This is a genomic window from Bartonella queenslandensis (genome assembly GCF_018155095.1).
Taxonomy (GTDB): Bacteria; Pseudomonadota; Alphaproteobacteria; order Rhizobiales; family Rhizobiaceae; genus Bartonella; species Bartonella queenslandensis_B.
Window position 1 is genome coordinate 12,338 of sequence record NZ_NAAI01000003.1, and the last position, 23,988, is coordinate 36,325.

General features: G+C 37.1%; 16 protein-coding genes. 10 read left to right on the forward strand and 6 right to left on the reverse strand.

The features are described 5' to 3' along the window. Window positions 1–60 precede the first annotated feature (60 nt). The 5 genes from B5V81_RS02665 to B5V81_RS02685 all read left to right on the forward strand — a co-directional run bounded on the left by B5V81_RS02665 (window position 61) and on the right by B5V81_RS02685 (window position 8,306). Window positions 61–1,572: a Do family serine endopeptidase gene (locus B5V81_RS02665; RefSeq protein ID WP_212111944.1), complete on the forward strand. Its 1,512-nt coding sequence runs from the start codon at window positions 61–63 to the stop codon at window positions 1,570–1,572. A gap of 72 nt (window positions 1,573–1,644) precedes the next feature. Next, complete coding sequence (locus B5V81_RS02670; protein WP_212111952.1) at window positions 1,645–2,331, forward strand: response regulator transcription factor; 687 nt, start codon at window positions 1,645–1,647, stop codon at window positions 2,329–2,331. Then, the gene (locus B5V81_RS02675) at window positions 2,328–3,710 is read left to right on the forward strand and encodes a sensor histidine kinase (RefSeq protein WP_212111954.1); all 1,383 of its coding nucleotides are present in this window, start codon (window positions 2,328–2,330) and stop codon (window positions 3,708–3,710) included. Before B5V81_RS02670 ends, B5V81_RS02675 begins: the two co-directional genes overlap by 4 nt. 98 nt (window positions 3,711–3,808) lie before the next feature. Next, the gene (locus B5V81_RS02680; RefSeq protein ID WP_212111956.1) at window positions 3,809–6,733 is read left to right on the forward strand and encodes a bifunctional [glutamine synthetase] adenylyltransferase/[glutamine synthetase]-adenylyl-L-tyrosine phosphorylase; all 2,925 of its coding nucleotides are present in this window, start codon (window positions 3,809–3,811) and stop codon (window positions 6,731–6,733) included. 745 nt (window positions 6,734–7,478) lie between these two features. Next, window positions 7,479–8,306, forward strand: coding sequence for an outer membrane protein (locus B5V81_RS02685; protein ID WP_212111958.1), 828 nt, complete (start codon window positions 7,479–7,481; stop codon window positions 8,304–8,306). Between the two features lie 1,056 nt (window positions 8,307–9,362). Here the strand turns inward: B5V81_RS02685 and B5V81_RS02690 are convergent. From B5V81_RS02690 to B5V81_RS02710, 5 genes are all read right to left on the reverse strand, one after another. Continuing rightward, window positions 9,363–10,253: a metallophosphoesterase family protein gene (locus B5V81_RS02690; protein WP_212111960.1), complete on the reverse strand. Its 891-nt coding sequence runs from the start codon at window positions 10,251–10,253 to the stop codon at window positions 9,363–9,365. Between the two features lie 905 nt (window positions 10,254–11,158). Continuing rightward, window positions 11,159–13,255: a hypothetical protein gene (locus tag B5V81_RS02695; RefSeq protein WP_212111962.1), complete on the reverse strand. Its 2,097-nt coding sequence runs from the start codon at window positions 13,253–13,255 to the stop codon at window positions 11,159–11,161. After that, a complete protein-coding gene (locus tag B5V81_RS02700; protein ID WP_212111964.1) occupies window positions 13,252–16,050 on the reverse strand; it encodes a DUF4159 domain-containing protein in 2,799 nt (932 codons plus the stop codon). Before B5V81_RS02700 ends, B5V81_RS02695 begins: the two co-directional genes overlap by 4 nt. Further along, window positions 16,047–16,958, reverse strand: a complete 912-nt coding sequence (locus tag B5V81_RS02705) for a DUF58 domain-containing protein (RefSeq protein WP_212111966.1) — start codon at window positions 16,956–16,958, stop codon at window positions 16,047–16,049. Before B5V81_RS02705 ends, B5V81_RS02700 begins: the two co-directional genes overlap by 4 nt. 2 nt (window positions 16,959–16,960) lie before the next feature. Then, window positions 16,961–17,992: an AAA family ATPase gene (locus B5V81_RS02710; protein WP_212111968.1), complete on the reverse strand. Its 1,032-nt coding sequence runs from the start codon at window positions 17,990–17,992 to the stop codon at window positions 16,961–16,963. A gap of 245 nt (window positions 17,993–18,237) precedes the next feature. Between B5V81_RS02710 and B5V81_RS02715 the strand changes: the two genes are divergently transcribed. Beyond that, window positions 18,238–19,491: a CCA tRNA nucleotidyltransferase gene (locus tag B5V81_RS02715; RefSeq protein ID WP_212111970.1), complete on the forward strand. Its 1,254-nt coding sequence runs from the start codon at window positions 18,238–18,240 to the stop codon at window positions 19,489–19,491. A gap of 450 nt (window positions 19,492–19,941) precedes the next feature. Further along, entirely contained in the window at window positions 19,942–20,085 is a 144-nt protein-coding gene (locus B5V81_RS02720; protein ID WP_212111971.1) for a hypothetical protein, read from the forward strand. A 108-nt stretch (window positions 20,086–20,193) separates the two neighbouring features. Here the strand turns inward: B5V81_RS02720 and B5V81_RS02725 are convergent, their stop codons facing one another. After that, window positions 20,194–20,670: a tRNA (cytidine(34)-2'-O)-methyltransferase gene (locus tag B5V81_RS02725; RefSeq protein WP_212111973.1), complete on the reverse strand. Its 477-nt coding sequence runs from the start codon at window positions 20,668–20,670 to the stop codon at window positions 20,194–20,196. 581 nt (window positions 20,671–21,251) lie between these two features. Here B5V81_RS02725 and petA point away from each other — a divergent pair. Genes petA through B5V81_RS02740 form a run of 3 tightly spaced genes read left to right on the forward strand, consistent with a single transcriptional unit; the run spans window position 21,252 to window position 23,948 of the window. Then, window positions 21,252–21,800, forward strand: a complete 549-nt coding sequence (petA, locus tag B5V81_RS02730) for a ubiquinol-cytochrome c reductase iron-sulfur subunit (protein ID WP_212111975.1) — start codon at window positions 21,252–21,254, stop codon at window positions 21,798–21,800. Window positions 21,801–21,804: 4 nt separating this feature from the next. Then, window positions 21,805–23,061: a cytochrome b gene (locus B5V81_RS02735; RefSeq protein ID WP_212111977.1), complete on the forward strand. Its 1,257-nt coding sequence runs from the start codon at window positions 21,805–21,807 to the stop codon at window positions 23,059–23,061. Then, window positions 23,055–23,948 carry a cytochrome c1 gene (locus tag B5V81_RS02740; RefSeq protein ID WP_212111978.1) on the forward strand — a complete coding sequence of 298 codons (894 nt, stop codon included), beginning with the start codon at window positions 23,055–23,057 and terminating at the stop codon, window positions 23,946–23,948. The genes B5V81_RS02735 and B5V81_RS02740 overlap by 7 nt, the downstream gene beginning before the upstream one ends. Window positions 23,949–23,988: the final 40 nt, after the last annotated feature.

Here is a 23,988-nt window from a genome sequence, read left to right on the forward strand (position 1 = left end):
GGTATTTTATAAGGGATCGGATTGGGATAGAAAGTGTGATTGAATAGGAGCATAGAATAAATGTTAAAAAAAACTTTCTTTAAAACATTTGTCGCGGTAAGTTTTTCCGCCGTATTAGAGAGTGCACTGTTTTTTAGTGGATGCACATCAAGCTTATGGACGACAAAGGCTCATGCAAGTTCTGTATTTACTTCGTTAGTGCAACAACAGGGATTTGCAGATATCGTTGCTCAAGTGAAACCGGCGGTTGTTGCAGTGCAAGTAAAGAGCAATAAAAAGAAAGAAGATTGGTTCTTTAGCAACTTTTTTAGTGGTCCAGGGATTGATCAATTACCTGATCAACATCCTTTGAAAAGGCTTTTTAAAGAGTTTTATGATTTTGATAAACCTAAAAATAAATTTCCCAATCATTCACAAAGACTTCGTCCTGTTGCTTTTGGATCGGGCTTTTTTATTTCGTCTGATGGTTACATTGTGACCAATGATCATGTAATTTCTGACGGGACAAGTTATACTGTTGTTCTTGATGATGGTACAGAATTGAATGCAAAGCTCATTGGAAAAGATCCCAAAACCGACCTTGCCGTATTAAAGGTGAATGACAAAAGAAAATTCTCCTATGTTGATTTTGGAGATGATTCAAAGCTTCGTGTTGGAGATTGGGTTGTTGCCATAGGAAATCCATTTGGTCTTGGTGGGACTGTGACAGCAGGTATTGTGTCGGCGCGTGGACGTGATATCGGTACGGGTGTTTATGATGATTTTATTCAGATTGATGCCGCTGTTAATAGAGGGAACTCTGGTGGTCCAACATTTGATCTTAATGGAAAGGTTGTTGGGGTTAATACAGCAATTTTTTCTCCTTCTGGAGGAAATGTAGGGATTGCGTTCGCTATTCCGGCAGCAACTGTGAAACAGGTTGTACAACAACTTATCGAAAAAGGCTCCGTTCAGCGGGGTTGGCTAGGCGTTCAGATTCAGCCGATCACAAAGGAGATTTCTGATTCAATCGGTTTAAAAGAAGCCAAGGGTGCTTTGGTCACTGATCCGTTAAAAGGACCAGCAGAAAAAGCTGGTATCAAGGCTGGTGATGTCATTATTTCGGTGAATAATGAAAAGATTACTGATGCGCGTGATTTGGCGAAACGTATTGCAAATATTAAACCAGGAGAAACAGTAGCCATAGGGATTTGGAGATCAGGTAAGGAGGAGAATATAAAGGTCAAGCTTGCTTCAATGTCTGAAGATGAAAGTAAGAAAGAGGGTTCAAAATCTTCAAATGAGAGCGGTAATTTAGAGGAAACATTGGAAGATTATGGTTTGATTGTTATTCCTTCTGATGATGGTATAGGCGTGGTCGTAACGGATGTCGATACCGATTCAGATGCTGCCGATAAAGGGATACGTCCTGGCGATATCATTGTGACGGTGAATAATAAACCGGTTAAAAAAGTCTCTGATATTATCAGTACAATCAAAAATGCTCAGCAGTTAGGACGAAAAGCTATTCTCTTACAAGTGCGAACAAATGATCAAAATCGTTTTGTTGCTCTTCCAATTTTCAAAAAATAAGGCTTTGAGTGTAGGACAAATGTTTATTAAACATTTGTCCTACTACACAATAAAATAATGGAGATGCGTTTTATGAAGATACTCGTTATTGAAGATGATCATGAGACAGGACGTTATCTCGAAAAAGCTTTTTTGGAAGTAGGGCATTCTGTTGATGTTGCTTGTGATGGAGACACGGGATACGCTTTAGCAACTACGGAAAATTATGATGTTATGGTTGTTGACCGAATGCTTTTGCATCGTGATGGCCTTTCTATTATTTCTGAATTACGAGCTAAAGGCAATGAGACACCGGTTCTTATTCTGTCAGCTTTAGGGCAAGTTAATGATCGTGTAACAGGGTTGCGTGCAGGGGCGGATGATTATTTGACAAAGCCTTATGCTTTTTCTGAACTTCTTGCGCGTGTTGAAGTCTTACAGCGGCGGAAAAATCCTAAAGAAGCAGAAACTGTTTATTGCGTAAGCAATCTTGAGCTTGATCGGTTAGCACATACGGTAAAACGGGGTGATAGAAACATTTTATTGCAACCACGAGAGTTTCGTTTACTCGAATATTTAATGCGCTATGCGGGGCAGGTTGTTACACGCACTATGCTTTTGGAAAATGTTTGGGATTACCATTTTGATCCACAAACAAATGTCATTGATGTCCATATCTCTCGTTTAAGAGCAAAAATTGAAAAAGATTTTGATGTTCCCCTTCTCCATACCGTGCGTGGCGCTGGATATATGCTGAAAGCACCAGATAACAAAGCATGAATCGCTTGATTAATATAATGCGCACGACTGCGCTAAGGCTTTCAGCACTTTACATTTTATTGTTTGGATTGGTGGCAATAGGTCTTTCTATTTATATGACAGCATTTTCTGCTTCATTGTTAACAGAACAAACTGAACAGGCTTTACATGAAGAATTAAAATATATTGAAAATGCTTATAATTATGGAGGTATTCCTTTATTAATGCGCACTATTGATTATCGTTCAAGGCAACCTGGGGCATTTCTTTATCTTGTTACAGATCCTATGGGACGTATTTTGGCAGGCAATGTAGCACGTATTGAATTAGGTCTTTTGAAGCAGAATGGTTTTATTTCTACCTCCTTTTTATATTCACGTTTTGGAGAACATGGCAAAACAAGTGAACATCGCGCTTTGGCAGTTGTTTTTGATTTGCCTAATGCTATGAAGATTCTTATAGGACGCGATTTGGATGAGCCAGAACGTTTTGCGGCGGTTATTCGTAAAGCTGTGATCATAGCACTTACAGCAATGGTGGGAGGCGCTTTACTCATATGGTTTTTTGTTGGCAGGAGAGCTTTACAAAGGATTGATCAAGTAACAGCTGCATCACGTCGCTTGATGGATGGTGATTTCAGTGGGCGTTTACCAGTTTCTGGGGTAGGAGATGAGTTTGATCGATTGTCAACGAATCTTAATATTATGTTAGACCGCATTGAAGAGTTAAATATCGGTTTGCGTCAAGTATCAGATAATATTGCTCATGATCTGAAAACACCATTAACGCGTCTTAGAAATCGTTCTGAAGAAGCCCTTTCGGGGAACAAGACAAAGCTTGAATATCGCCAGGTCATTGAGAGTGTTATTGCTGAATCAGATCAACTTATTCGTACGTTTAATGCGATTTTAATGATTTCACGCATTGAAGCGAGCAATGCAATTGAGCATCTTGAGACGATGAATATGAAACTGATCCTTGAAGATGCTGTTGAACTTTACGAACCTTTTGCTGAAGAGTCAGGTGTTTTACTTCAGTTAGGAGATATATTTGACAAAGAGCTTAAATTGAATCGTGAGCTTATTGCGCAAACAATTTTTAATCTTATCGATAATGCGATTAAATATGCCTCTAAAGATAGGGGAAAAGCGAAGGTTTGTTTATCAATGGAATATCGTGATGAACATGTACTAGTTATTGTAAGCGATAATGGTCCAGGAATAGCAGAGGATAAACGTGAAAAAGTAACAGAACGCTTTGTTCGTCTTGAAGAAAGCCGTACACAACCTGGTTTTGGAATTGGTTTAAGTATAGCAAAAGCAGTTATGAAATTGCACGGAGGTGAATTGTTACTTGAAAATGCAAATCCAGGACTTAGGGCTGTTTTATTATTTCCTTAAAGATATTTTCTTCACTTTTTTCTTTTCATACGGAACGACTATTTTAAAAGTGTAATGCAATAGATAAGGAAAGCAAAATGCTTTTCAAGGGAGATGAGATGAAACAAGCTTTTTTAAAAACACAGCTTCTCCCCTTATGCCCTCTCAATGAAAGTGGTTCCCAGTGGTTAAAAGACATGGAAGAACAAGCAAAGAAAGAAGGTTTAGAACCGCTTGTTTCCATCATTTCAGAGAATGGAACGCAGATTGATTTTATTCGTGCGGTTATGACCTTATCTCCTTTTTTGCGTGAGGTTTTAATTGCCAATCCATCATATCTTAGTCCTTTATTGCATGTTGATATAGAAACAAGGCTGAGCAAAATTATCGATGATATGATGGTTATCGATAAGGATGAATCTACAAATGAAACTTCATTAATGGCTGCTTTAAGGCGTAAAAAACGAGAAGTGCATGTTCTCATTGCTTTAGCTGATTTGAGTGGTGTTTTTACTTACGAAGTTTCATGTGCTTGGTTGACGCGTTTGGGTGAAGCTGCATTAGGTGTAGCATTGCGTTTTCTCTTAAGAGAAGCACATGATCATGGTAAGATCAATTTACTGAACCGCGAGAATCCGGAAAAAGACTGTGGTTTAATCATTTTAGGGATGGGAAAATTAGGAGCAGGAGAACTTAATTATTCTTCTGATATTGATCTTATTGTTTTCATTGATGAAACATCACCTCATATTGGTAATCTTTCTGAAAGTGTCGACGTCTTTTCTAAAATGGTACGCCGATTAATACGTATCATTCAAGAGCGTACTGCGGAAGGATATGTTTTTCGTCTTGATTTTCGTCTTCGTCCAGATCCAGGATCAACACCTTTGGCTTTACCAGTAAGGACAGCCTTGCGTTATTACGAAGGACGTGGACAAAATTGGGAACGAGCCGCCATGATTAAAGCACGTCCGGTTGCTGGTGATAAAAGAGCAGGTTTTAACTTTCTTAAAGAGCTTTTTCCTTACGTGTGGCGAAAATATTTAGATTATGCTGCGATTGCTGATATTCATTCGATCAAACGTCAAATTCATGCGTATAAAAGTTATGGTCAAATTGCAGCTTATGGTCACAATATAAAGTTAGGTCGTGGTGGTATTCGTGAAATTGAGTTTTTTGTCCAAACGCAACAACTTATTGCTGGAGGACGTTTTCCTCAATTACGTGGACGTCAGACAGTTGCAATGTTAGCAGAACTTCACACGCTTGGTTGGATTAGTGAGAAAACGAGAGATAGTCTTATAAAAAGTTATGCTTTTCTAAGAAATGTGGAACATCGTATTCAGATGCTTGCGGATGAACAAACGCATCTTCTGCCAAGTGATATTTCTCAATTCACAAGTGTTGCTTATTTAATGGGTTATCACGACAGCAGCAGTTTTATCCGTGATTTATTAAAAACACTTCAGGTTGTTGAAAAACACTATGCAGCATTGTTTGAGAATGAACAAGAACTTGGTTTAGAAATTGGCAATTTAGTTTTTACAGGAGAAGAAGATGATCCGGAGACATTAATAACATTAAGCCGTTTAGGTTTTGAAAGAGCGAGTGATATTTGTCGTATTATGCGCACTCTCCATTGTGGTCGTTATAAAGCAACGCAATCCGCTGAAGCGCGTGAGAGATTAACAGAATTAACACCAGCTCTTTTGAAAGCTTTTGGTGCAACAAAACGGGCTGATGAGGCGATGTTGCGTTTTGATAGTTTTTTACAGGGCTTACCCTCAGGAATTCAACTTTTTAGTCTTTTACAGTCTAATCCCTCTCTTTTAGATATGCTTGTCCTTATTATGGGAGCGGCTCCACGGCTTGCAGAAATTATTACACGCAGATCTCATGTTTTTGATGGAATGCTAGACCCAAATATTCTTTCAGAATTACCAACAAAAACCTATTTAGAAAAACGACTTGAATATTTTCTTGAAGATATTTTTTCTTATGAGGAAATCCTCGACCATTTAAGGATTTTTGCAGATGAACAACGTTTTTTGATTGGGATTCGAATTTTAAATGGTACAATTACAGGAGAAAGAGCAGGTTTTGCTTTTACTGCGCTTGCTGACCTTATGATTACAAAAACATTTTCTGCCGTTCAAGAAGAGTTTTTTCGTCTTCATGGCCGTATTAAAGGGGGACGTGTTGGCATATTGGGAATGGGGAAGCTTGGAAGTCGTGAATTAACAGCGGGATCGGATATCGATATCATTTTGCTTTATGAACACGATGATGATGCAGAAATATCTGATGGAGAAAAGCCTCTTTACATTTCTCAATATTATACGCGTTTAGCACAGCGCCTCGTTTCTGCTTTATCTACACTTACAAGTCAAGGTGTTCTTTATGCTGTTGATTTAAGGTTACGGCCCTTAGGTAATAAAGGACCTATTGCTGTTTCTTTTCCATTTTTTAAAAAATATTATCGTCAAGAAGCATGGGTATGGGAATATCTTGCTTTAACAAGGGCTCGAGGCATTACAGGAGATCCTGATTTTTTACAAAAGTTAGAAAATGAAGTGTGTACAATTATTGCTATTTCTCGTAATAAGAACGAAGTTGCAAAAGAAGTGTGTGAAATGCGCTCTTTGATTGCAAAAGAAAAGCCGCCAAAAAATCAATGGGATTTTAAAACGATGTCTGGTGGCATTATGGACTTAGAGTTTATCGCTCAATTTGCTCTTATTACGCACGTCATTGAGTTTAAAATTGGGGCGACGACAGCGGATATTTTAGACCACTTACCAAATAGTTTTCTTAATCAATCATGTATTGCTGATTTACGTTATGCCTATGGTCTCTATACAAATTTGAGTCAAATTATACGTCTTTGCTTAAATGATCCTCTTGATCCCAATGATATGCCACCTGGATTAAGTGACCTTTTGTTAAATAGTGTTGGTGAACCTGATTTGCTTCGTATTGAAAAATTAATTGCAGAAACTGGGCAATTGGTCTGTTCAGTTTTTACAAAAATTATGAAATATTAAATGCTTATAATAATTTTCTGAAAGCATTGAATGTTATTTTTAGATAAAACACAAATAGATATTAATAATAAACACTGTTCATTCCATTTTTATATTTCATTATATGCTTGAGAGCTTTAGAGAGTAATAATTTTCTCTATTGGTTTTTCAAGTGTGATGAAAGATTTTTTTGTTCAACGAGCTTATTCTAAGCATGATTCTTTATGAAAAAGCAATGTAGTGACGACCTTTTAGAGAATTAAGAGTCTTAGCCCATGAATATGATAGAAGTATATGGCTCATTTACAAAGCAGCAGTCTCTCAGATTCATCGATGAATTGAGAGATCTTTAACACGAGAATATGGGCAAGGGTATTTTTATCACACAGCTTTAGATAACCTCTTATAGAGGGAGTGGCTATATATAATTCCTTATAACATTAATATTATAAAGTTATTAATAAGGCAAAATTTTTTATTGATTATCACTCTCATTTTTTCAAAAAATTGATATTATAATTATTTATACAATGCTAGATAATAATGAAAAATATAAAGTTATAAAAGATAATACAGAGTAATAATTAATGGAAATGTAAAGCATATTTTAAATTTTTAATAATATATTTATTAGTAAAATACTTTTATTTTTAAATAAAAACTTTAATTTTTTATAACTGTGTCATTTTTGCTATAGATTTTTTTCAAAAAGTGTGAAACGATTTACTATTATTTATGTATCACATTAGCTTTTAGGGGAGCAATTATGATTATAAAGTATTTAGTCTCAACATCTATCTTTTCTTTAATTTCAATTTCTGTACTACAGGCAGCGGATAGCATTATTCCTGAACAGCCTGTTCCTGTTATTGCAGCGCCTACTTTTTCTTGGACAGGGTTTTATCTTGGAGGGCAAATTGGTAACTTTTCAGATAAAATAGCTGAAAGTTATGCAAAAAGTAAGACAGCAGGGATATGGAATCCAGTTGGAAAAGAGAATTTACCTAAACTTTCTGGTTTTATAGGGGGCGTTTATGCTGGTTCCAATATTGATATCGATGATACTTTTATTATAGGTATTGATACGGATATTATGTGGTTTGGTAAAAAGGATGTGAAAGATATTAATGTACCGAAAATAAGTTTACCTGGAAACACACCACAGTCTACAGAAGAGACAAATCTAACAAGAGATTTGCATGAGGATGATTTAACAACGCATATTAAAGCTATACGTCATACTTTAAAACAGAAATGGGCTGGAGCTACACGGGTGAAAGTTGGTTTTGCGATTGAACGTATGATGCCTTATATTTCCGGAGGGATTGCTTATACGCAACTTCAGAATATTTTTACGGCAGTAGCGGATAGCGAACATGAAGAAGTTAATGTTTCTGATTGGCTTCATGATGAAAAAAAGACCATGATTGGCTATACCCTAGGAGGTGGTGTTGATTTTGCAATGACTGATAACATTATTGTGCGTGCAGAATATCGTTATTCAGATTTTGGCAAGAAAAAGTTTGTAGAGGATAGAGTTGAAATGGGTTACAAGACAAACGATTTCCGCGTGGGTGTGGCTTATAAATTTTAATTTTTTTCAGAATTAAACACTTTAAAAGTCTCATTTTTGAATGAGGCTTTTATTTTTCAAATAGGTACTGGAAAATATTCCTTCACTCAAAAGAAATGCTATTTTATTCGAAATCTCTCTCATACAATCGACTTTTCTATTTTACGTTATCATAAAATATTTTATTTAATAACGAAAAAATCGCATAAAACGTCATCTGCAAGATAACTGAATAATAATAAAAGTTCATAGTGTAATTTTTCATTATTATTAGATATTTTATGATAGATAATAATACAGAGTAATACAATAATCATAAAGAGTATTATAAAGTGATTTACAAGAAAAAATAGATAGAAAATTAGGAATTTATAGAGACATAAAAAACATTATTACCTGTGCTTATTATTGAAATATAATCGGTCATTTTTTATAAATTTTTTAAATGTACGATAATAACTGCCAAGCATAATAGTGGGGGATTTTTCAAATCTATTTACCATAAATCAACTAACATCGTTTAATTTTATAGCTTACAAGGGGAGTGGATTATTGAAATTATAAGTTTTATCGTTATTGGGCTTTTTATCGTCATTGATATTTAGATATAGAAGCTAAATGAGTTTTTCTATAATCCTAAAAAATATCATGAATGTAGAGGTATAAGCATTTTACTTATGAGATGCTTTGGGGGAGGGGGAATGTGCGAATGTTTTGGGGGGAGTGCGCGATGAACTGCAAAGCAAGGCTTGTTAGAACTTTGTGAAGTAAAACACAGAGCTCAATCGACAGGAGAAGCCCGTATGAAAAGAATCTGGATTATTTATAGATTAGATAAGAGAGTAATCTTCGTCCTTGAGAATGGGAAGGAAGTAAACCAATGAATTTATAAAGTTAGCCACATAAGTGGGGTTAGATAATGGGGGCTCATTGAGAGAAATTGATCTATCGAAAAAGAAGGGTGAATTTTGTCTTGTTAAGAGAAGGAGGGCAATAAAATTATGATTTACAAAGGAATATGAAGCGAAAATATTTTCACTTTAGATTGTGTGGATAATGTTAGATGTGCTGAAGCATTTAAAGATTAATTGTTTCGGTACAGGCTATCTCGTTTTGGGGGTTGATAATGCTATAACGTTGCAACTGACAGTGCCATTGATTTTGTAAGCATTCAATGGAAAATAAATTAAAGCCTGCGGGTGGTTTTTTATAACCAAAAGCTTGTGATGCGGAAGGAACACCAACAATAGGAATTTTTTTAATTGGTCCTTCAACGTACTTCAATGTGGGTAAATGAGTATGTCCATGAAGAATAAGTTCACAACCGTGACGTTTGATAACGTCTAGAAAGCGTTTTGTATCCCGTAATTTTTTATGCCAAGATGTTGCTTTAGGAAATGGAGGATGATGGATCATGACGACACGAAAAAGGTTGCGCTGTTCTGCTTCCTTTAAAAGGTGTGATAAAGTTTGCGCCTGCATTTTACCAAAATAACCAAAAGCTTGAAAAGGGGGGGTCGAGATAGCTGAAGAAGCAGCTATGATGGCGACATCTTTGCGAATGCGCATATAAGGAAAAGGAAAGACGCTTTTTTTAGGCACATCACCTGTGATCCAAGGTTTAAAGAGAGTACATGCTTTTTTAAGGGCTCCACGGACATAGGCATCATGATTTCCAAATGTCAAAGAAATATCTTGGGCTCGTCCCAACTTAAGGAGCCAAAGATAGGCTTGTTCAAATTCCTTATCGAGAGCAAGGTTTACAAGATCGCCAGAGATCACAAGATGATCAGGATTTGTTTTGTTCAAGGCATCTATTAAAGTTCCGAGGACATTTGTTACGTTTTGATTCTTACGTTTTTTTTGCCAATTCAAATAACCGGTAAGACGCTTTCCAGAAAGTTCAAAAAGGGAAGGTTTGGGTAGAGGGGAAAGATGTACATCCGATATATGGGCAAGATAAAACATAAAAGCTCATAGAATATTAAAAACGATTTAAAGAATAATCATAAGATGAGTTTGTGCTGAAAGGCAAGAAGGATTGTAAAATGAAAAATAGCATGTTGAAAATAGGAGAAAATTTTAGGGAGAGAATTGATGCTGTATTGTATTTTTTATGAAAAAGGACAGAGGAATACAACAAATTATTCCTAGCAATCGATATGTCTTTTGTATGATAAGATAAATTTTAAAATAATGGTCATAAAATTTTAAGATTTTTAAACGGCTTTTATACGACCATACATGATCATAAAAAAAATCTAATTGTTCAGTGTAAAATGCAAAAGAATGTTATTGTATTTATCAGGAATTTTTATGGTTTTACGCTGCCATATCTCACTTTTAATGGGAAATATTTTTTACACAAAACAGAACGCTTCAAGAGGAATATTCCAAATAAAATATACCCTGATTAAAATATTATTGTGTTGTACATTCACATATTTTTTGAAAGAATATTTCCCAGAGCGCTTGATTTTATTTCACGAAAATTCTCAATACTATGAAAAGTCTCGTTTATAAGGGGTATTATGTACCACCATCTTTAGACTTATACAAAGTGCTAACCATACCCCATCCCAACTTTATAAAACCTCTTCCTTTAAGAAGATTCATAAGAAACATTTTCTTCTCTTTTCCAATGGTTTTTATTCACACAGCCTTCTCCTCATGATGTGAAGAGAATGATTTTAATTGTTTTAATATGGAAAGAATGACAAATAAGAAAAATTCTATAGAGAATAACAGCACAATATGAAAAAATGATAATTTGTCTATTATAAGTCAATATGTTATCTAAGTGTAAAAAAACGAGTAAATAGATAAAAAGATCAGCTGAATTTTAAAATTATTCCACGAAATCTCAGGATTTTTTAACGGCTTTCACGATACCACATGCTACTCAACATTAAAAGGCAGATAAGTAGTGCGAAAAAACCAGAAAATATCGAAAAATAAAAGGTATTGATTAAACGAGTTTCTGTTGTTTCTTTCAAAATAATTGAATGTGCTGGGGAAGATGACAGATTTATTTTTGATTGAATCAGTTTGAGTGGAGGAAGATGAATGTTTTCTTTTCCCTCATGGTGTAAACGTCCAATATAGCCACCAGTGTGCTTAATAATAGGAGCTAATTTTTCTTGTGTTGAAATTAAGTCAAACAGTTCAAGATTATCGAGCATACCTACAGAAGACAGTATTGTTAGATCTCCATTTTTTATGGTAAAAATCCCTGTCTCATCAGTGGCTATAGTTGCGGTGAAGAGGCCTTCTTGCTCTTTAGTCAAGATGATCTTTTGTTTTTTTCCAGAAGGAAAAGTTATTTCAGCGGGTTCTGGATGGTCTTTCAGAGTTTGTCGGTGAATTGTTAAATGATGATGGCTGCTGGTCGCACTTAATTTTTCTTCCTCAAGTTCTGGTTCTTTCATAAGCCAATGGGCAATTCGGCGATAAAGAGCCGCATAAGGACCACCACCTTCAAAGCCTCTTGCCCAAAGCCAACTTTCATCGGAAAGCAACATGCCTACACGCCCTTTATCAACATGGGAAAGAAGTAAAAGTGGTTGTTCATCGGCTCCTTTCATGAGAGCAATTCCGTTGTTTATGTTTTGAATAACAATTTGTCTCAGCCATCGCCCCCATTGAGATGCTGGAAGGTTAAGTGTTGCAAGATCCCTCGTAACAGGATGGCGCTCACCCTCTCTGGTTAATGCGGGACGAAAAGGTTTTTCAATAATAGCACCACTAGGCAATGCCGGTAGAATGCTTATTAAAGGTGTTTTTGCAAGGGAGTTTTTTTGGGTAAATTCAGGTCCTGTTACCATCAGCAATGCACCACCCTTTTGTATATATTGGGCGATATAATCGTAATAGATTAAAGGCAAAACAGCAGAGTGCTGGTAACCATCAAGAATGATGAGATCAAAGTTATTAATCTCTTCAACAAAGAGTTTTCTTGTGGGAAAGACCACCAAGGATAATTGGCTTAAAGGCGTATTATCTGCTTTGTTGGGGGGACGCAAAATCGTAAAGTGAACAAGATCAATATTGGAGTCTCCTTTTAAAAGGTCACGCCATGTCCGTTCTCCATTATAAGGGGCACCTGAAATAAGAAGAACGCGTAAATTTTCTCTAATGCCTTCAATGGTTGTTATGGCGCGGTTGTTTTCAAAGCTTAGTTCACCTTTGTAAGGTTCAGTTGTCGCTTGGATAATATTTTTTTCAGCGTGAGGAAGGGTAATTTCAGCTTGAAAAATAATACCAGGAGTCACAGAATAATGGCCAACTTCTTGCCCATTAACGCTGAGTGTAATATTGGCTTTCTGGGGTATTGTTGTCTGGGGGGGGCCTTTATCTTCTACCAAAATGGAGAGCCTTTGTGGTTTATTGACAAGGGCAAAGCGTGGAGGAGAAATAAACTTGATTTGACGATCAAATTCATCTGAACGTCCTGTGATCAAAGCATTGAGAGGTGCGTCATGATGAAGATCTGATAGGTCAGGAATGTCATGCACTTGTCCATCAGTGATAAAAATAGTTCCGGCATAACGAGAGGGCGGTACATCAGAAAGTGCTTGTGTTAAAGCATCAAATAACTTCGTTGAGGAGGTATATTGGTTATTAGCAAGTTTTCCAGCTTCAATAAAACGTGGTTCAAATTGTGGATAATGCGCCAATGTTTCGATTAATTGCGCGCGCGCTTGATCACTGTCGTTTATCCGTGTTCCAAAAGTTTGGCTTTTGCTACGGTCAATGACAATACCTACCGTGCTTTTCAGAGGGGCGCGTTGTTCTTTGATAAACATTGGATTGAGCAAAGCAAGAATGAGAGTGCCCAATGCCATCAGACGCAATAAAGACCCTTGACGCTGTGTAACGAGACCAACAATGACAAAAAGAATGGATATTCCGCTTAACAGCAGAATCCAAAAGAGTGGTAAAAAAGGCTGAAAAGTGAAAAATGGTATCATTGCCTTCTTTCTCTTTTAAAGCGTTCCAAGAGTGCAGGAACATGAACTTGGTCCGCTTTATAGTTTCCAGTAAGCACATAAAGAACAATATTGAGTCCTGCACGAAATGCCCATAGACGTTGCATTGGATCATTGGGAACAAGGGGATATTTCCATGTCCCTTTTTCATCAAGTGCCCAAGCTCCGGCAAAGTTATTTGCGGTGATGAGCAGGGAACTTACATTATCGCCGCTGGCAAGAGAATTTTTATTTTTTTTGTTTGTTGATGAGGATTCAACCCATAAAGGTGAACCACGGTAAAGACCAGGAAAATCTGGCATAATATAAAAAGAACGACTAACAACATGATCTGTTGATGCGGGCTCAATGGAGGGAATATTCAATCCTTTTAAGATGGCTCGTAATCTTTGCGTTTCTGGAGTGGCATCTCCTTCAAGGTTAAGATTGCTTTTTATCTGATCGCGTGTGTCAAATAAAATAGTTCCCCCATGCTTCATAAAATTATTTATTTTTTCAAGACTTTTGGGAGTTAGCATAGGACTCTTAATATCAATTGGCCAGTAAATAAGAGGATAAAAGGAGAGTTCATCTTTATCGAGATCAAGTGCTATAACAGAGCCGGGGGTAAGCATTGTGCGCTCTGCAATAAATTGGCTTAAGGCTTCTAGACCACTTTTACTCGTTGTATCAATTTCATGATTGTTAGTTATAACATAGGCAAGATGCATTGCACCAGCGGCTTCTACACTATCATGATGATTTTCTGTCGTTTGTGCATGAAGCCTTTGGTCATATGAAAACAGGGCAATCAAAATGATGAGAGGGAGGAGAAACATATTACGCCGTTTATGAAAAGAAAAAATACCTCCCATCCATAAAATGAGAAAATTATCAAAGGCGAATAATAAGAGGGCTAATCCTAAAAGAGGACCGATAAGATTTTGTTCTTTTGTATCGTAAGATAAAGGGCTCTTATTAAGAGAAGGTGGCAATGATGATTGTTTCATCAAGCGCGATGAATCAGTTAAGAGATTGAGTGCATAAAAATTGTTTTTGACACCATAAAGTCCTGGGGGCGTGTGATAGGAAGGATGGGGTGGATTTTGAGCGTCAAAGACTAGTGGTACAACAGTAGAGGGGGGTATTTGTAATTGTCCATCAGCGGTTATGGTTCGCCAAGGATTTTGTACCGTTGTTCTTTTTTCTTTGTGTGTTAGGTTTGTGTTTTTGTAAGCCCCTAATGTGATTAGTTTTTGCAACATTTGTGCAAAAAAGCCAGAAAGAGGGAGATTAGACCATGTAGGGTCAGGGGTAATATGAATGAGAATGAGGGTTCCTTTACCATGTTTTGCTGCGGTAATAAGAGGGGTGCCATCCGAAAGGCTAAGCCATGTTTTTTCAAAAAGATCTGAGGTTGGTTCTGCAAGGATTTGGCGCGAGATAGTGACATCTTCTGGAAAAGGAAGATCAAAGAAAAAGCTATTTTTTGCAAAAGGGGCAAGCTTTTGTGGTTTTGTCCAAGACATAATACTTCCAAGGGAACGTTGCCCCTGACGCAGTGGTACCGGAAGGAGACTATCGTAATGTTCTGCACCGCTGAGTTTTTCTCCTGCAAAGCGAATGAGTGTTCCGCCTTTATTCACAAAATTAGAAAGCTTTTTTTCTGCTTTTTCAGGGATATTAACCATGTCGCCCATAATGAAAACGGATGGATTTTGTTTAAGCAAATGATCAATATCCGTTGAAAGTTCTCTTCCACCGGAAGTTATAAGCTGTGTATGACCTCGTAATGCTTTGATAATATAATAAAATGGAGCAAGTAAAGGCTGTGCCATTTCATTGGTATCAGGGGAGAGAAGAGCAACGCGGCTCACCTTGTTATGACTGTCTACTAAAAAAGTTGCAGCAGCATGGTTTTGGTTATTGATTTTTATCCAAGCGATATCGTTGCGTAGTTCAAGGGGGACGTCAAAGGGAACAAGTGCTGCTGTTTCGCCTTCAGAGAAATTTTTTGTAAATTGACCGAGAAGTTGATTGTTTAAATCGTAAAGGCTGAGTGTAGCAGGTGTTGTGCCGTGTGTTGTTGAGCGAATAATACGCGCGATCATATTTCCATCGTTATTTTCTATGGATGTTATGCCGATTAAATCGGAAATATCAGCCAAATACCATAAGAAGTTTCTAGGCTTTAATTCTTCAAGCAGAGCAAAAGTTTGCTCATCATCATGTGTTTGTAATCCATCACTTAAATAAACAATATCAAGAGGTTTTCCTTTGTTTATTTTGCTGAGTTTTTTTAAGGTATGCACACGGTTTACAGGCCAAGGACGCGGTTGCAAATGCATTAACTGCTGTTTTATAATCTTTACTGATTGAGGCTCTACATTGGAGATATCATTTTCAGCCGTTGCAACAAGATAAATATTTTTTTTCTGTTTTTCTGCTTGTGCAAGGAGCTTTTCAGCAATAGAGATGCGTTTTTTCCATTCTTTTACAGATGCCCAACCATTATCAATAATGAGTGCAAGGGGGTGAGATCCGGAAAAGCTTATTGGTTTTTGATTCCAAGTGGGGCGGGCTAGAGCTATGATAACAAGTGCAGCGATGGTTAAACGTAACAAGAGCAACCACCAAGGGGTATGTTTTGCTTCTTTCTGCTGATGAGTTGGCTTGGGTAAGAAACGTAAAGGAGGAAAGAGTTCTTTACGCGGAGCTGGAGGGGTTATCCGCAACAGCCACCAAATGACCGGTAGAAACAAGAGGCCTAATAACAGAAAGGGAGCAGCAAAACTCAAAATGCCCTCCTTTTTTGCAATGAAGAGTCACTCATTGTATTTGCAAGATGTAAAATGGTTTCTGTTAAAGGTTGATCCGTTGTACTAACGTGATAAGACCAGCCTTGGCGTGCACAAAAATTGATCAATTCTTGTCGCCGTGCTTGATATAACTTACAATAGCTCTTACGAAGATTTTCTGCTTTTCCAAAAATGTGTTTTTCTTTCGTTTCAGGATCAAACAATTCTGTATGACCTGTGTAGGGAAAGCTTTCTTCTGCGGGGTCAGCAATTTCAATTAAATGAGCTGTCACCTGTTTTCTCGATAAAGTAGTTAAATGCTGGATAATGTTATCAGGATGGTCGAGAAAATCACTCATTATAATGGCATGTGAAAAGCGTGTAATCATTGAAAAGTCTGGAAATGAATTTTCATCTGAATGATTTTCTAAAGCGAAAGCTATTTTTTCTACGACATTGGAAGTCATTGTTGGGGGCATTAAGTGGGGAATAGCAATATGTTCGCCACTTTGTACCAGAAGTGATGCCAAGGCGAGGGTCAAAATGATGGCATGATTGCCTTTAGAGATTTTAGAAAAGCGCGAACAGTAATGCATCGATGCGCTTTGATCAGGCCAAAGCCAAACGGTTTGTGTCATTTGCCATTCGTGCTCGCGTAGATACACGTTTTCATCCCGCGCTGAGCGACGCCAATCAATGCGGGTAATGGATTCTCCTTCCATATAGGGACGAAATTGCCAAAAGTTTTCTCCATTACCGCGTTTGCGCTGCCCATGCCATCCGGTTATTAGTGTATTGGCAATATGGCGTGCTTGTAAAAGGAAATATGGCATTTTTCCAGTATCCTTAAACAATTCTTTTGCCAGAGACAATGGAGATGTTTGTAAAACTTTTTTACCAATAGCCATTTTCAAAGAGCAGCTTTCACAAGATTATTGATAATATCTTTTACGGTTATATCTTCAGCACGGGCTGAAAAATTAAGAGCCATGCGGTGTTGTAATACAGGATAAGCCAACGCTTCAACATCATCAAGTGAGGGGGCTAAACGCCCATAATAAAGAGCACGGGCGCGAACACAAAGTGAAAGAGCTTGTGATGCGCGCGGACCAGGACCCCAAGAAACATAAGTATTGGCGAGGCTATTGTCTTTATCAGGGCGGGCTGAACGGACAATTTTTAAAATAGCTTCGATCACATTTTCTGAAAGAGGCATTTTGCGAACGATATTTTGAATTTTTTGCAATTTTTTGGCAGATAAAATCGCTTTTGCATTTGATTTTTTTTCTTTTGTTGTTTCTAAAATAATCCGCCGCTCTGTTGTAAGATCAGGATAGTCAATATCAATTTGCATCAAAAAGCGATCGAGTTGAGCTTCAGGAAGTGGATAGGTCCCTTCTTGTTCGAGAGGGTTTTGTGTTGCAAGAACATGAAAAGGTTGTGGCAAATCATAACGAGTACCTGCAACAGTTACATGATATTCCTGCATAGCCTGTAAAAGAGCTGACTGCGTACGTGGAGAGGCACGATTGATTTCATCAGCCATGAGAAGTTGCGTAAAAATAGGGCCTTGAACGTAGCGAAAAGAACGTTTTCCCTCTTTATCGGAATCCATAATTTCAGAACCGATAATGTCCGATGGCATTAAGTCTGGGGTAAATTGGATACGCTTTTCATCAAGCCCTAAAACGGTTCCCAATGTTTCCACAAGGCGTGTTTTTGCAAGCCCTGGAGCGCCGATAAGGAGAGCATGACCACCAGCAAAAATAGCCGTTAAAGCATATTCAATGACATGACTTTGCCCAAAAATAACTTTGTCAATTTCTTGTTGTATAATATCTAATTCTTTGTGTGCCGTATCAATATCCTCAATAATGACTTGGGCCTCATGTTTGGTATTAACCTTTTTCACAGAATTAGATGCTGGATCACGGTGATTCATATTTTTTCCTTAAGGCGTTTATCACAAAAATAGCAATTTTCTCTGCATGATAACGGATATCTTATTGTTTGTAACAGAAAATGAGAAGAAAAGAAGCATCATAAGTCGTTTTTTTATATTCGTATATACGAAGAGGAAAGTTTCTTTGAAAGAAGAAGATATGTTTTATAAGGGATGTTTTAAATTTTTTTTTATAAAGAGAGTTTTTGAAAGCAATGAAGACAACTTTTTGGGAAGGTTAAAGGGTGAATATAAGGCAGAACTTCAAACAGGTTGCGTGGTTACAACAAAATGATGTCCAGACACTTCTTCGTGTTTTATCTTTAGAGGGGGAAGAGGCGCGTATCGTGGGGGGAGCAGTGCGCAATCAACTATTAGGTCAGCCTATTAGTGATATTGATATTGCGACAACCTGCTTACCGCAACAGATTATCACGCGTGTAGAAGAAGCAGGATTTAAAGCTATTCCTACAGGGATTGCGTTTGGTACAATAACAGTGATTGCGCATTCATGTGTTTATGAGGTCACAACACTTCGCAGCGATATTGAAACAGATGGTCGTCATGCAAAAGTGGCTTTTGGTCGTGATTGGAAAAAAGATGCTGAACGGCGTGATTTTACGATCAATGCCCTTTATTGTGATGCTGCTGGCAACCTTTATGATGATGTAGGAGGGTTGAGCGATATTGAGAGCCAAACAGTTCGTTTTATTGGTGTTGCAGAAAATCGTATTAGCGAAGATTATTTGCGTATTTTACGTTTTTTTCGCTTTTTTGCGTGGTATGGAGCGGGGCGACCGGATGGGGAAGGATTGAAGGCATGTGTTCGTTTAAAACACGGTTTAAAAAAACTTTCTTCTGAGCGTATTTGGGCAGAAATGAAAAAGCTTCTTTTGGCTTGTGATCCAACACGTGCTCTTTTATGGATGCGACAAAGCAGAATTTTGTCACTCATTTTTCCCGAAACAGAAAAATGGGGCATTGATGCAATTCACGCATTGGTAAAAACAGAGCAGATGCTTGGTTGGAAAGTTGATCCATTTTTACGGCTAGAAAGTCTTCTTCCTCCAGATCCTATACGTCTTCATAAAATGGCACAGCGCTTGCGTTTTTCCCATAAGGAAACAACACGGTTAAAGGAATGGGCAGAGTTAGAAATAATAAACCAAAACTGTTCTGATCATTTTGTGCAAAAACTGATTTATTTTCATGGGCGACAGCCGATTTTAGATCAATTATCCTTGTCTGTCGCTGCATCACATGTCGATACTCTAGAAAAAGAGGAGTCTTTGCAAAAAGCAGAAGATTATCTCAAACTTTATCAGCTTGTTCAAAAATGGCCGATTCCAACTTTTCCCATTAATGGTAACGATTTAATAAAAAAAGGTTTTTCAAAAGGTATCCTTTTAGGAAAAAAGCTTAAAGAGCTAGAAATGATATGGGTTGAAAGCGGATTTTTAATGGATCGTTACGCATTATTAGAAAAAATTGATTTATAATATTAGGGGTATAAACGCACGGTTGTTTTTACTTAATAATTCATCATTATTCATATGAAATAAGAGCGCTGAATATTGTAAATGTTACCTTATTTCAAACTTGTTTATACTACATCAATCAAAAGCTATTACCTTACATAGTACAAGCGAGGGAAGTCGTTTGAGAAAAGGCGATTATAGGGAGGAAGAACGCTTCTTATGAACTATATCAAAGTAAGGAAAAAATTAAACGAAAAAAGATAATAATAATGGTTTGCACTTTGTATCGGTATAAAAAGGGGGATACTCAATGGACTTTATACGAGCACAAGGGATATGTATACTATTCACAGGTGATGGTATATGATGGATGTAACGAGCACTAGGAAATATTTATATCAAGTGTATGAATGAGTAACACAATGGCATTTTGCGTTTTGTGAGAAAGTGATTTAGATTAAAGAGTTCTTCTTGTTTTATAGCTGTTCATTTGAACAGCCATTGATTATCGGGAAATCCCAGGTGTTAGATGCTTTAACTGTTATTTATGTAACAGCTTATCAGCTTTTAGGGGGCTTTAATCTAAAAGTATCGTTGAAAAGTATGGGGTTTTAATATTTATAAAATTCTTGAAAGATAAGTTTTTTCTACTTATTTGAACACTAGAGCAGAGTTCATGTATTTTGATCACTCTATTAAAGATTTGATAAAATTGTTGTGTTTTTATAGATTGCAGTTTCCTTCATGATAACCAATTTGGCGTAGTGCTTCTCCTGTTGTTATGGCTACGCTCATAGCAAGGTTTAGAGAACGTGCCTGTTGTTGCATAGGAATTTTCAATGTATAATCAGCAGCGTCATAAACATAATCCGGAACTCCAGCTGATTCACGACCAAAAAGTAAAACATCATTTTTTTGATAGCATATCTGCGTATAGCATGTTTTTGCTTTTGTACTTAAAAGCAATAGACGACGTTGAAAGTGTTTCATAGAGCTTATAAAATGTTGCCAATCAACGTGTCGTTCTAAAGAAGCATATTCGAGATAATCCAATCCAGCACGTTTGAGATTACGATCCGACAGATTAAAGCCTGCGGGTTCAATAATGTGTACATGTAAACCAAAACAAGCACTAAGACGTAAAATCGTTCCAGTATTACCAGCAATATCAGGTTGAAAAAGAGCTATATGAAGTGTCATGTTCTCTGTAATATGTTTTTTTTCAACTTTGTAAAGCAGCACCATAATTTATTTGAAAAATATGCTTGAGAAATACACGTTTTTTGCATTTAGTTTTCATTCACTTTAAGTCTCAGGGAAAAAATTACGGATAAAGATTTGTTTGAAATAAGAAGGAATCTCCGGATTAGGGGTTTCCTTTGATTGAGCGATACATAAAATGGATTGGCTCATTATGCTGAAAAGTAGAATATTTAATGAGATTAGCTCGTTTATTTTGGTTGAGATTTGACCATAACAAGAAAATCGAAGTGTTTATTTACACACACTCTCGGTTTTTGTCAGGTATAGGAAAGGTTTTGAGTGATTGAATAGGAACAGAGGTTTGAAATACAAGATACTTACGGTATTCAGGTTTCTAATTCACTCTTTAAAACAATAAATTATCATTAAACTCATTTTTTGCGTAAATCATACAAATAGTAGAAATTTTCTACAGGGATATTTTTATGAGTTAAGACAACTGATTGATCAGGCATTGTACAATGGGTGAGGGTATGATAAAAGAGCATTTTAGCGAATAATTTCTTTAAGTTAAGGCAATGGGTGATCAGACGAGACGGGATTTTCTGTTTTTGGTAACAGCAGTTGCAGGAGCAGTTGGAATGGGGGTGGTTACATGGCCTTTTATCCGTCAGTTGCGTCCAGATGAGGCTGTTTTAGCATCTTCTTCCATTGAGGTTGATCTTTCTGGTATTGAAGAGGGGATGTCGGTGACGGTAAAGTGGCGAGGACAGCCTGTTGTTATTCGAAATCGTACGGCAAAAGAAGTTGCTGATGCGCGCGCTACGAATTTGAGTCTTCTAAAAGATCGTCAAGCCCGCAATCCTAATCTTGAAGATGAAAAAGAAGCGACGGATTTTGCACGTTCAGCAGGCAAAGGGCGTGAAAATTGGCTTATTGTCATTAATCTTTGTACGCATTTAGGTTGTGTAACACTTGGGCAATCGGGGAAATTTGGAGGATGGTTGTGTCCGTGTCATGGATCTGTTTACGATACTGCTGGAAGAGTGCGGTCAGGTCCAGCAAACTATAATTTAGCTATTCCACCTTACCAATTTCTTTCTAATACTTTGCTCAAAATAGGATAAGGTCATGACAAGGTTTCCTCCTTATTGTCCTAAAAATGCTCTTGCTCGTTGGTTTGATAAGCGTTTTCCTCTTCCTCGTTTTTTTTATAATGCATTTGTGATTTTTCCTGTTCCACGTAATCTTAATTACTTTTATACATTTGGCGGTATTTTGACCATTATGCTTTTATCACAGCTCTTGACTGGTCTTGTCTTGGCTATGCATTATGTTCCAGATGTTCATTTAGCTTTTGAAACAGGTGAACGATTTCGGCGTGAAGGGCAGTTTGGATGGCTTTTTCGTCCATGGCATTGTGTAGGTACTTCATTTTTTTTTATTGCCGTTTATATCCATTTGGCACGCGGACTTTATTATGGTTCTTATAAAAATATGCGAGAAATGGTTTGGGTTACAGGGATTTTTATTTATATCATCATGATGGCAATCGCATTTTTTGGTTATGTGCTGGTTTGGGGGATGATGTCTATTTCAGCTGCTTCAGTGGTTGCAGGACTTTTAAAAACGGTACCTTTAGTGGGGGCATGGTTGCATGAGACGCTTCTTGGTGGTTATGGTGTAGGACAACCAATATTGAATCGTTTTTATGTTTTCCATTATGTTTTATCATTTGTGTTGCTTCTTTTCGTTGGGCTTCATATTTGGGCAATCCACTGTGTTGGTCAAGGAAATCCAACGGGTCTTGTTATACAATCAGATAAGGAAACGGTTCCATTTTCGCCTTATGCGCTGATCAAAGATATTTTTGCCATTACTGTTTTTCTGATCTTTTTTGCTTGGTTTTTGTTTTATATGCCCGATTATATGGGACAAGCCGAAAATTATAGCGTAGCTGATCCTTTAAAGGCACCTCTTCGTGTGGTTCCAGAATGGTATTTCTTGCCTTTTTATGCGATGCTGCGTGCTATAACTTTTGATATTGGTATTTTTTCTTCAACTTTTGTGGGCTTTTTTCTCTTCGTCAGTTCGATTCTCGTATTAATTTTTGTTCCATGGTTAGATCGCTCTAAAATATGTTCAGCAAGATATCGACCTGTTTATAAAATTTTCTTTTGGGCGTTGGTTTTTGACGTCGTTTTTCTTGGTTGGCTGGGATCAAGAGAAATAAGTGAGAGAGTTCTTTTATGGACGCAATTGGCTACGGTTTATTATTTTATATTCTTTTTGGTTATTTTGCCGGTTTTGCCTACGTTTGAAAAAAGTTGTTCTCTTCCTTCTTCGATTATGCATGATCTGAAACAGAAAAAAAAGAAACTATGGTAAATGTTTTTGTTGGATTGATTGTTATTGTTGCGATGAGCTTTTCTGTTCAGAGTGTGGTCAGTCATGCTTCTGATCGATCGGATCAAGAGGAGGAACTTATTTCTTTTCCTTTACGGATTCCTAAAAAACAAGAATGGAGTTTTTCAGGGCCATTTGGGTTTTATGATAAGGCGCAATTGCGGCGTGGGTTAAAGGTTTATAAACAAGTTTGTTCCAGCTGCCATGGGCTAAAATATGTGGCTTTTCGCCATTTAAAAGCTCTTGGGTATGATCAAGAACAGATCAAAGCTTTGGCAGGGCAATATGAAGTACGTGATGGACCCAATCGAGAAGGAAAATTTTTTAAACGTTCTGGGGTTGCAACAGATTATTTTCCTTCTCCCTTTGCGCACGAAGAAGAAGCAAGGTTTGTTTTGGATGGTGCTTATCCTCCCGATTTATCATTGATAGCACGTGCACGTAGTGTATCTCTACCATTTCCTGCTTTAATTACCGATATATTGACTCATTATGATACGGCTGGTCCAGATTATATTACAGCTCTTTTAACAGGATATCAGGAAGCACCAAAGAAGATAGAAATTGTGGATGGTTATTGGTATAATCCTTATTTTATTGCCAGTAATTCTTTAACCATGGCGCCTCCTTTGAGTGATGGTATGATTGCTTATGAAGATGGAACTCCCCAAACCGTTGAACATTATGCGCTTGATGTTTCTGCTTTTTTGATGTGGGCTGCTGATCCTCATATGGAAATTCGTAAAAAAACCGGTTTTCGTGTTATTTTATTTTTAATCATTTTTGCAGGGCTTGTTTATATTTTAAAAAATCGTATTTGGTGTGGCTTAGAGGAAGAAACGAAAGAGGAAATAGAAAGAAAAGGATAAATTGATGACTCTTGAAAAGAGTGGAGAGCATAAAGAGTAT

What these genes read in the sequence shown, in the direction of transcription:
- B5V81_RS02665 (WP_212111944.1), top strand. Translation starts at nt 61, where the DNA reads ATGTTAAAAAAAACTTTCTTTAAAACATTTGTCGCGGTAAGTTTTTCC.
- B5V81_RS02670 (WP_212111952.1), top strand. Translation starts at nt 1,645, where the DNA reads ATGAAGATACTCGTTATTGAAGATGATCATGAGACAGGACGTTATCTC.
- B5V81_RS02675 (WP_212111954.1), top strand. Translation starts at nt 2,328, where the DNA reads ATGAATCGCTTGATTAATATAATGCGCACGACTGCGCTAAGGCTTTCA.
- B5V81_RS02680 (WP_212111956.1), top strand. Translation starts at nt 3,809, where the DNA reads ATGAAACAAGCTTTTTTAAAAACACAGCTTCTCCCCTTATGCCCTCTC.
- B5V81_RS02685 (WP_212111958.1), top strand. Translation starts at nt 7,479, where the DNA reads ATGATTATAAAGTATTTAGTCTCAACATCTATCTTTTCTTTAATTTCA.
- B5V81_RS02690 (WP_212111960.1), bottom strand. Translation starts at nt 10,253, where the DNA reads ATGTTTTATCTTGCCCATATATCGGATGTACATCTTTCCCCTCTACCC.
- B5V81_RS02695 (WP_212111962.1), bottom strand. Translation starts at nt 13,255, where the DNA reads ATGATACCATTTTTCACTTTTCAGCCTTTTTTACCACTCTTTTGGATT.
- B5V81_RS02705 (WP_212111966.1), bottom strand. Translation starts at nt 16,958, where the DNA reads ATGGCTATTGGTAAAAAAGTTTTACAAACATCTCCATTGTCTCTGGCA.
- B5V81_RS02710 (WP_212111968.1), bottom strand. Translation starts at nt 17,992, where the DNA reads ATGAATCACCGTGATCCAGCATCTAATTCTGTGAAAAAGGTTAATACC.
- B5V81_RS02725 (WP_212111973.1), bottom strand. Translation starts at nt 20,670, where the DNA reads ATGACACTTCATATAGCTCTTTTTCAACCTGATATTGCTGGTAATACT.
- petA (WP_212111975.1), top strand. Translation starts at nt 21,252, where the DNA reads ATGGGTGATCAGACGAGACGGGATTTTCTGTTTTTGGTAACAGCAGTT.
- B5V81_RS02735 (WP_212111977.1), top strand. Translation starts at nt 21,805, where the DNA reads ATGACAAGGTTTCCTCCTTATTGTCCTAAAAATGCTCTTGCTCGTTGG.
- B5V81_RS02740 (WP_212111978.1), top strand. Translation starts at nt 23,055, where the DNA reads ATGGTAAATGTTTTTGTTGGATTGATTGTTATTGTTGCGATGAGCTTT.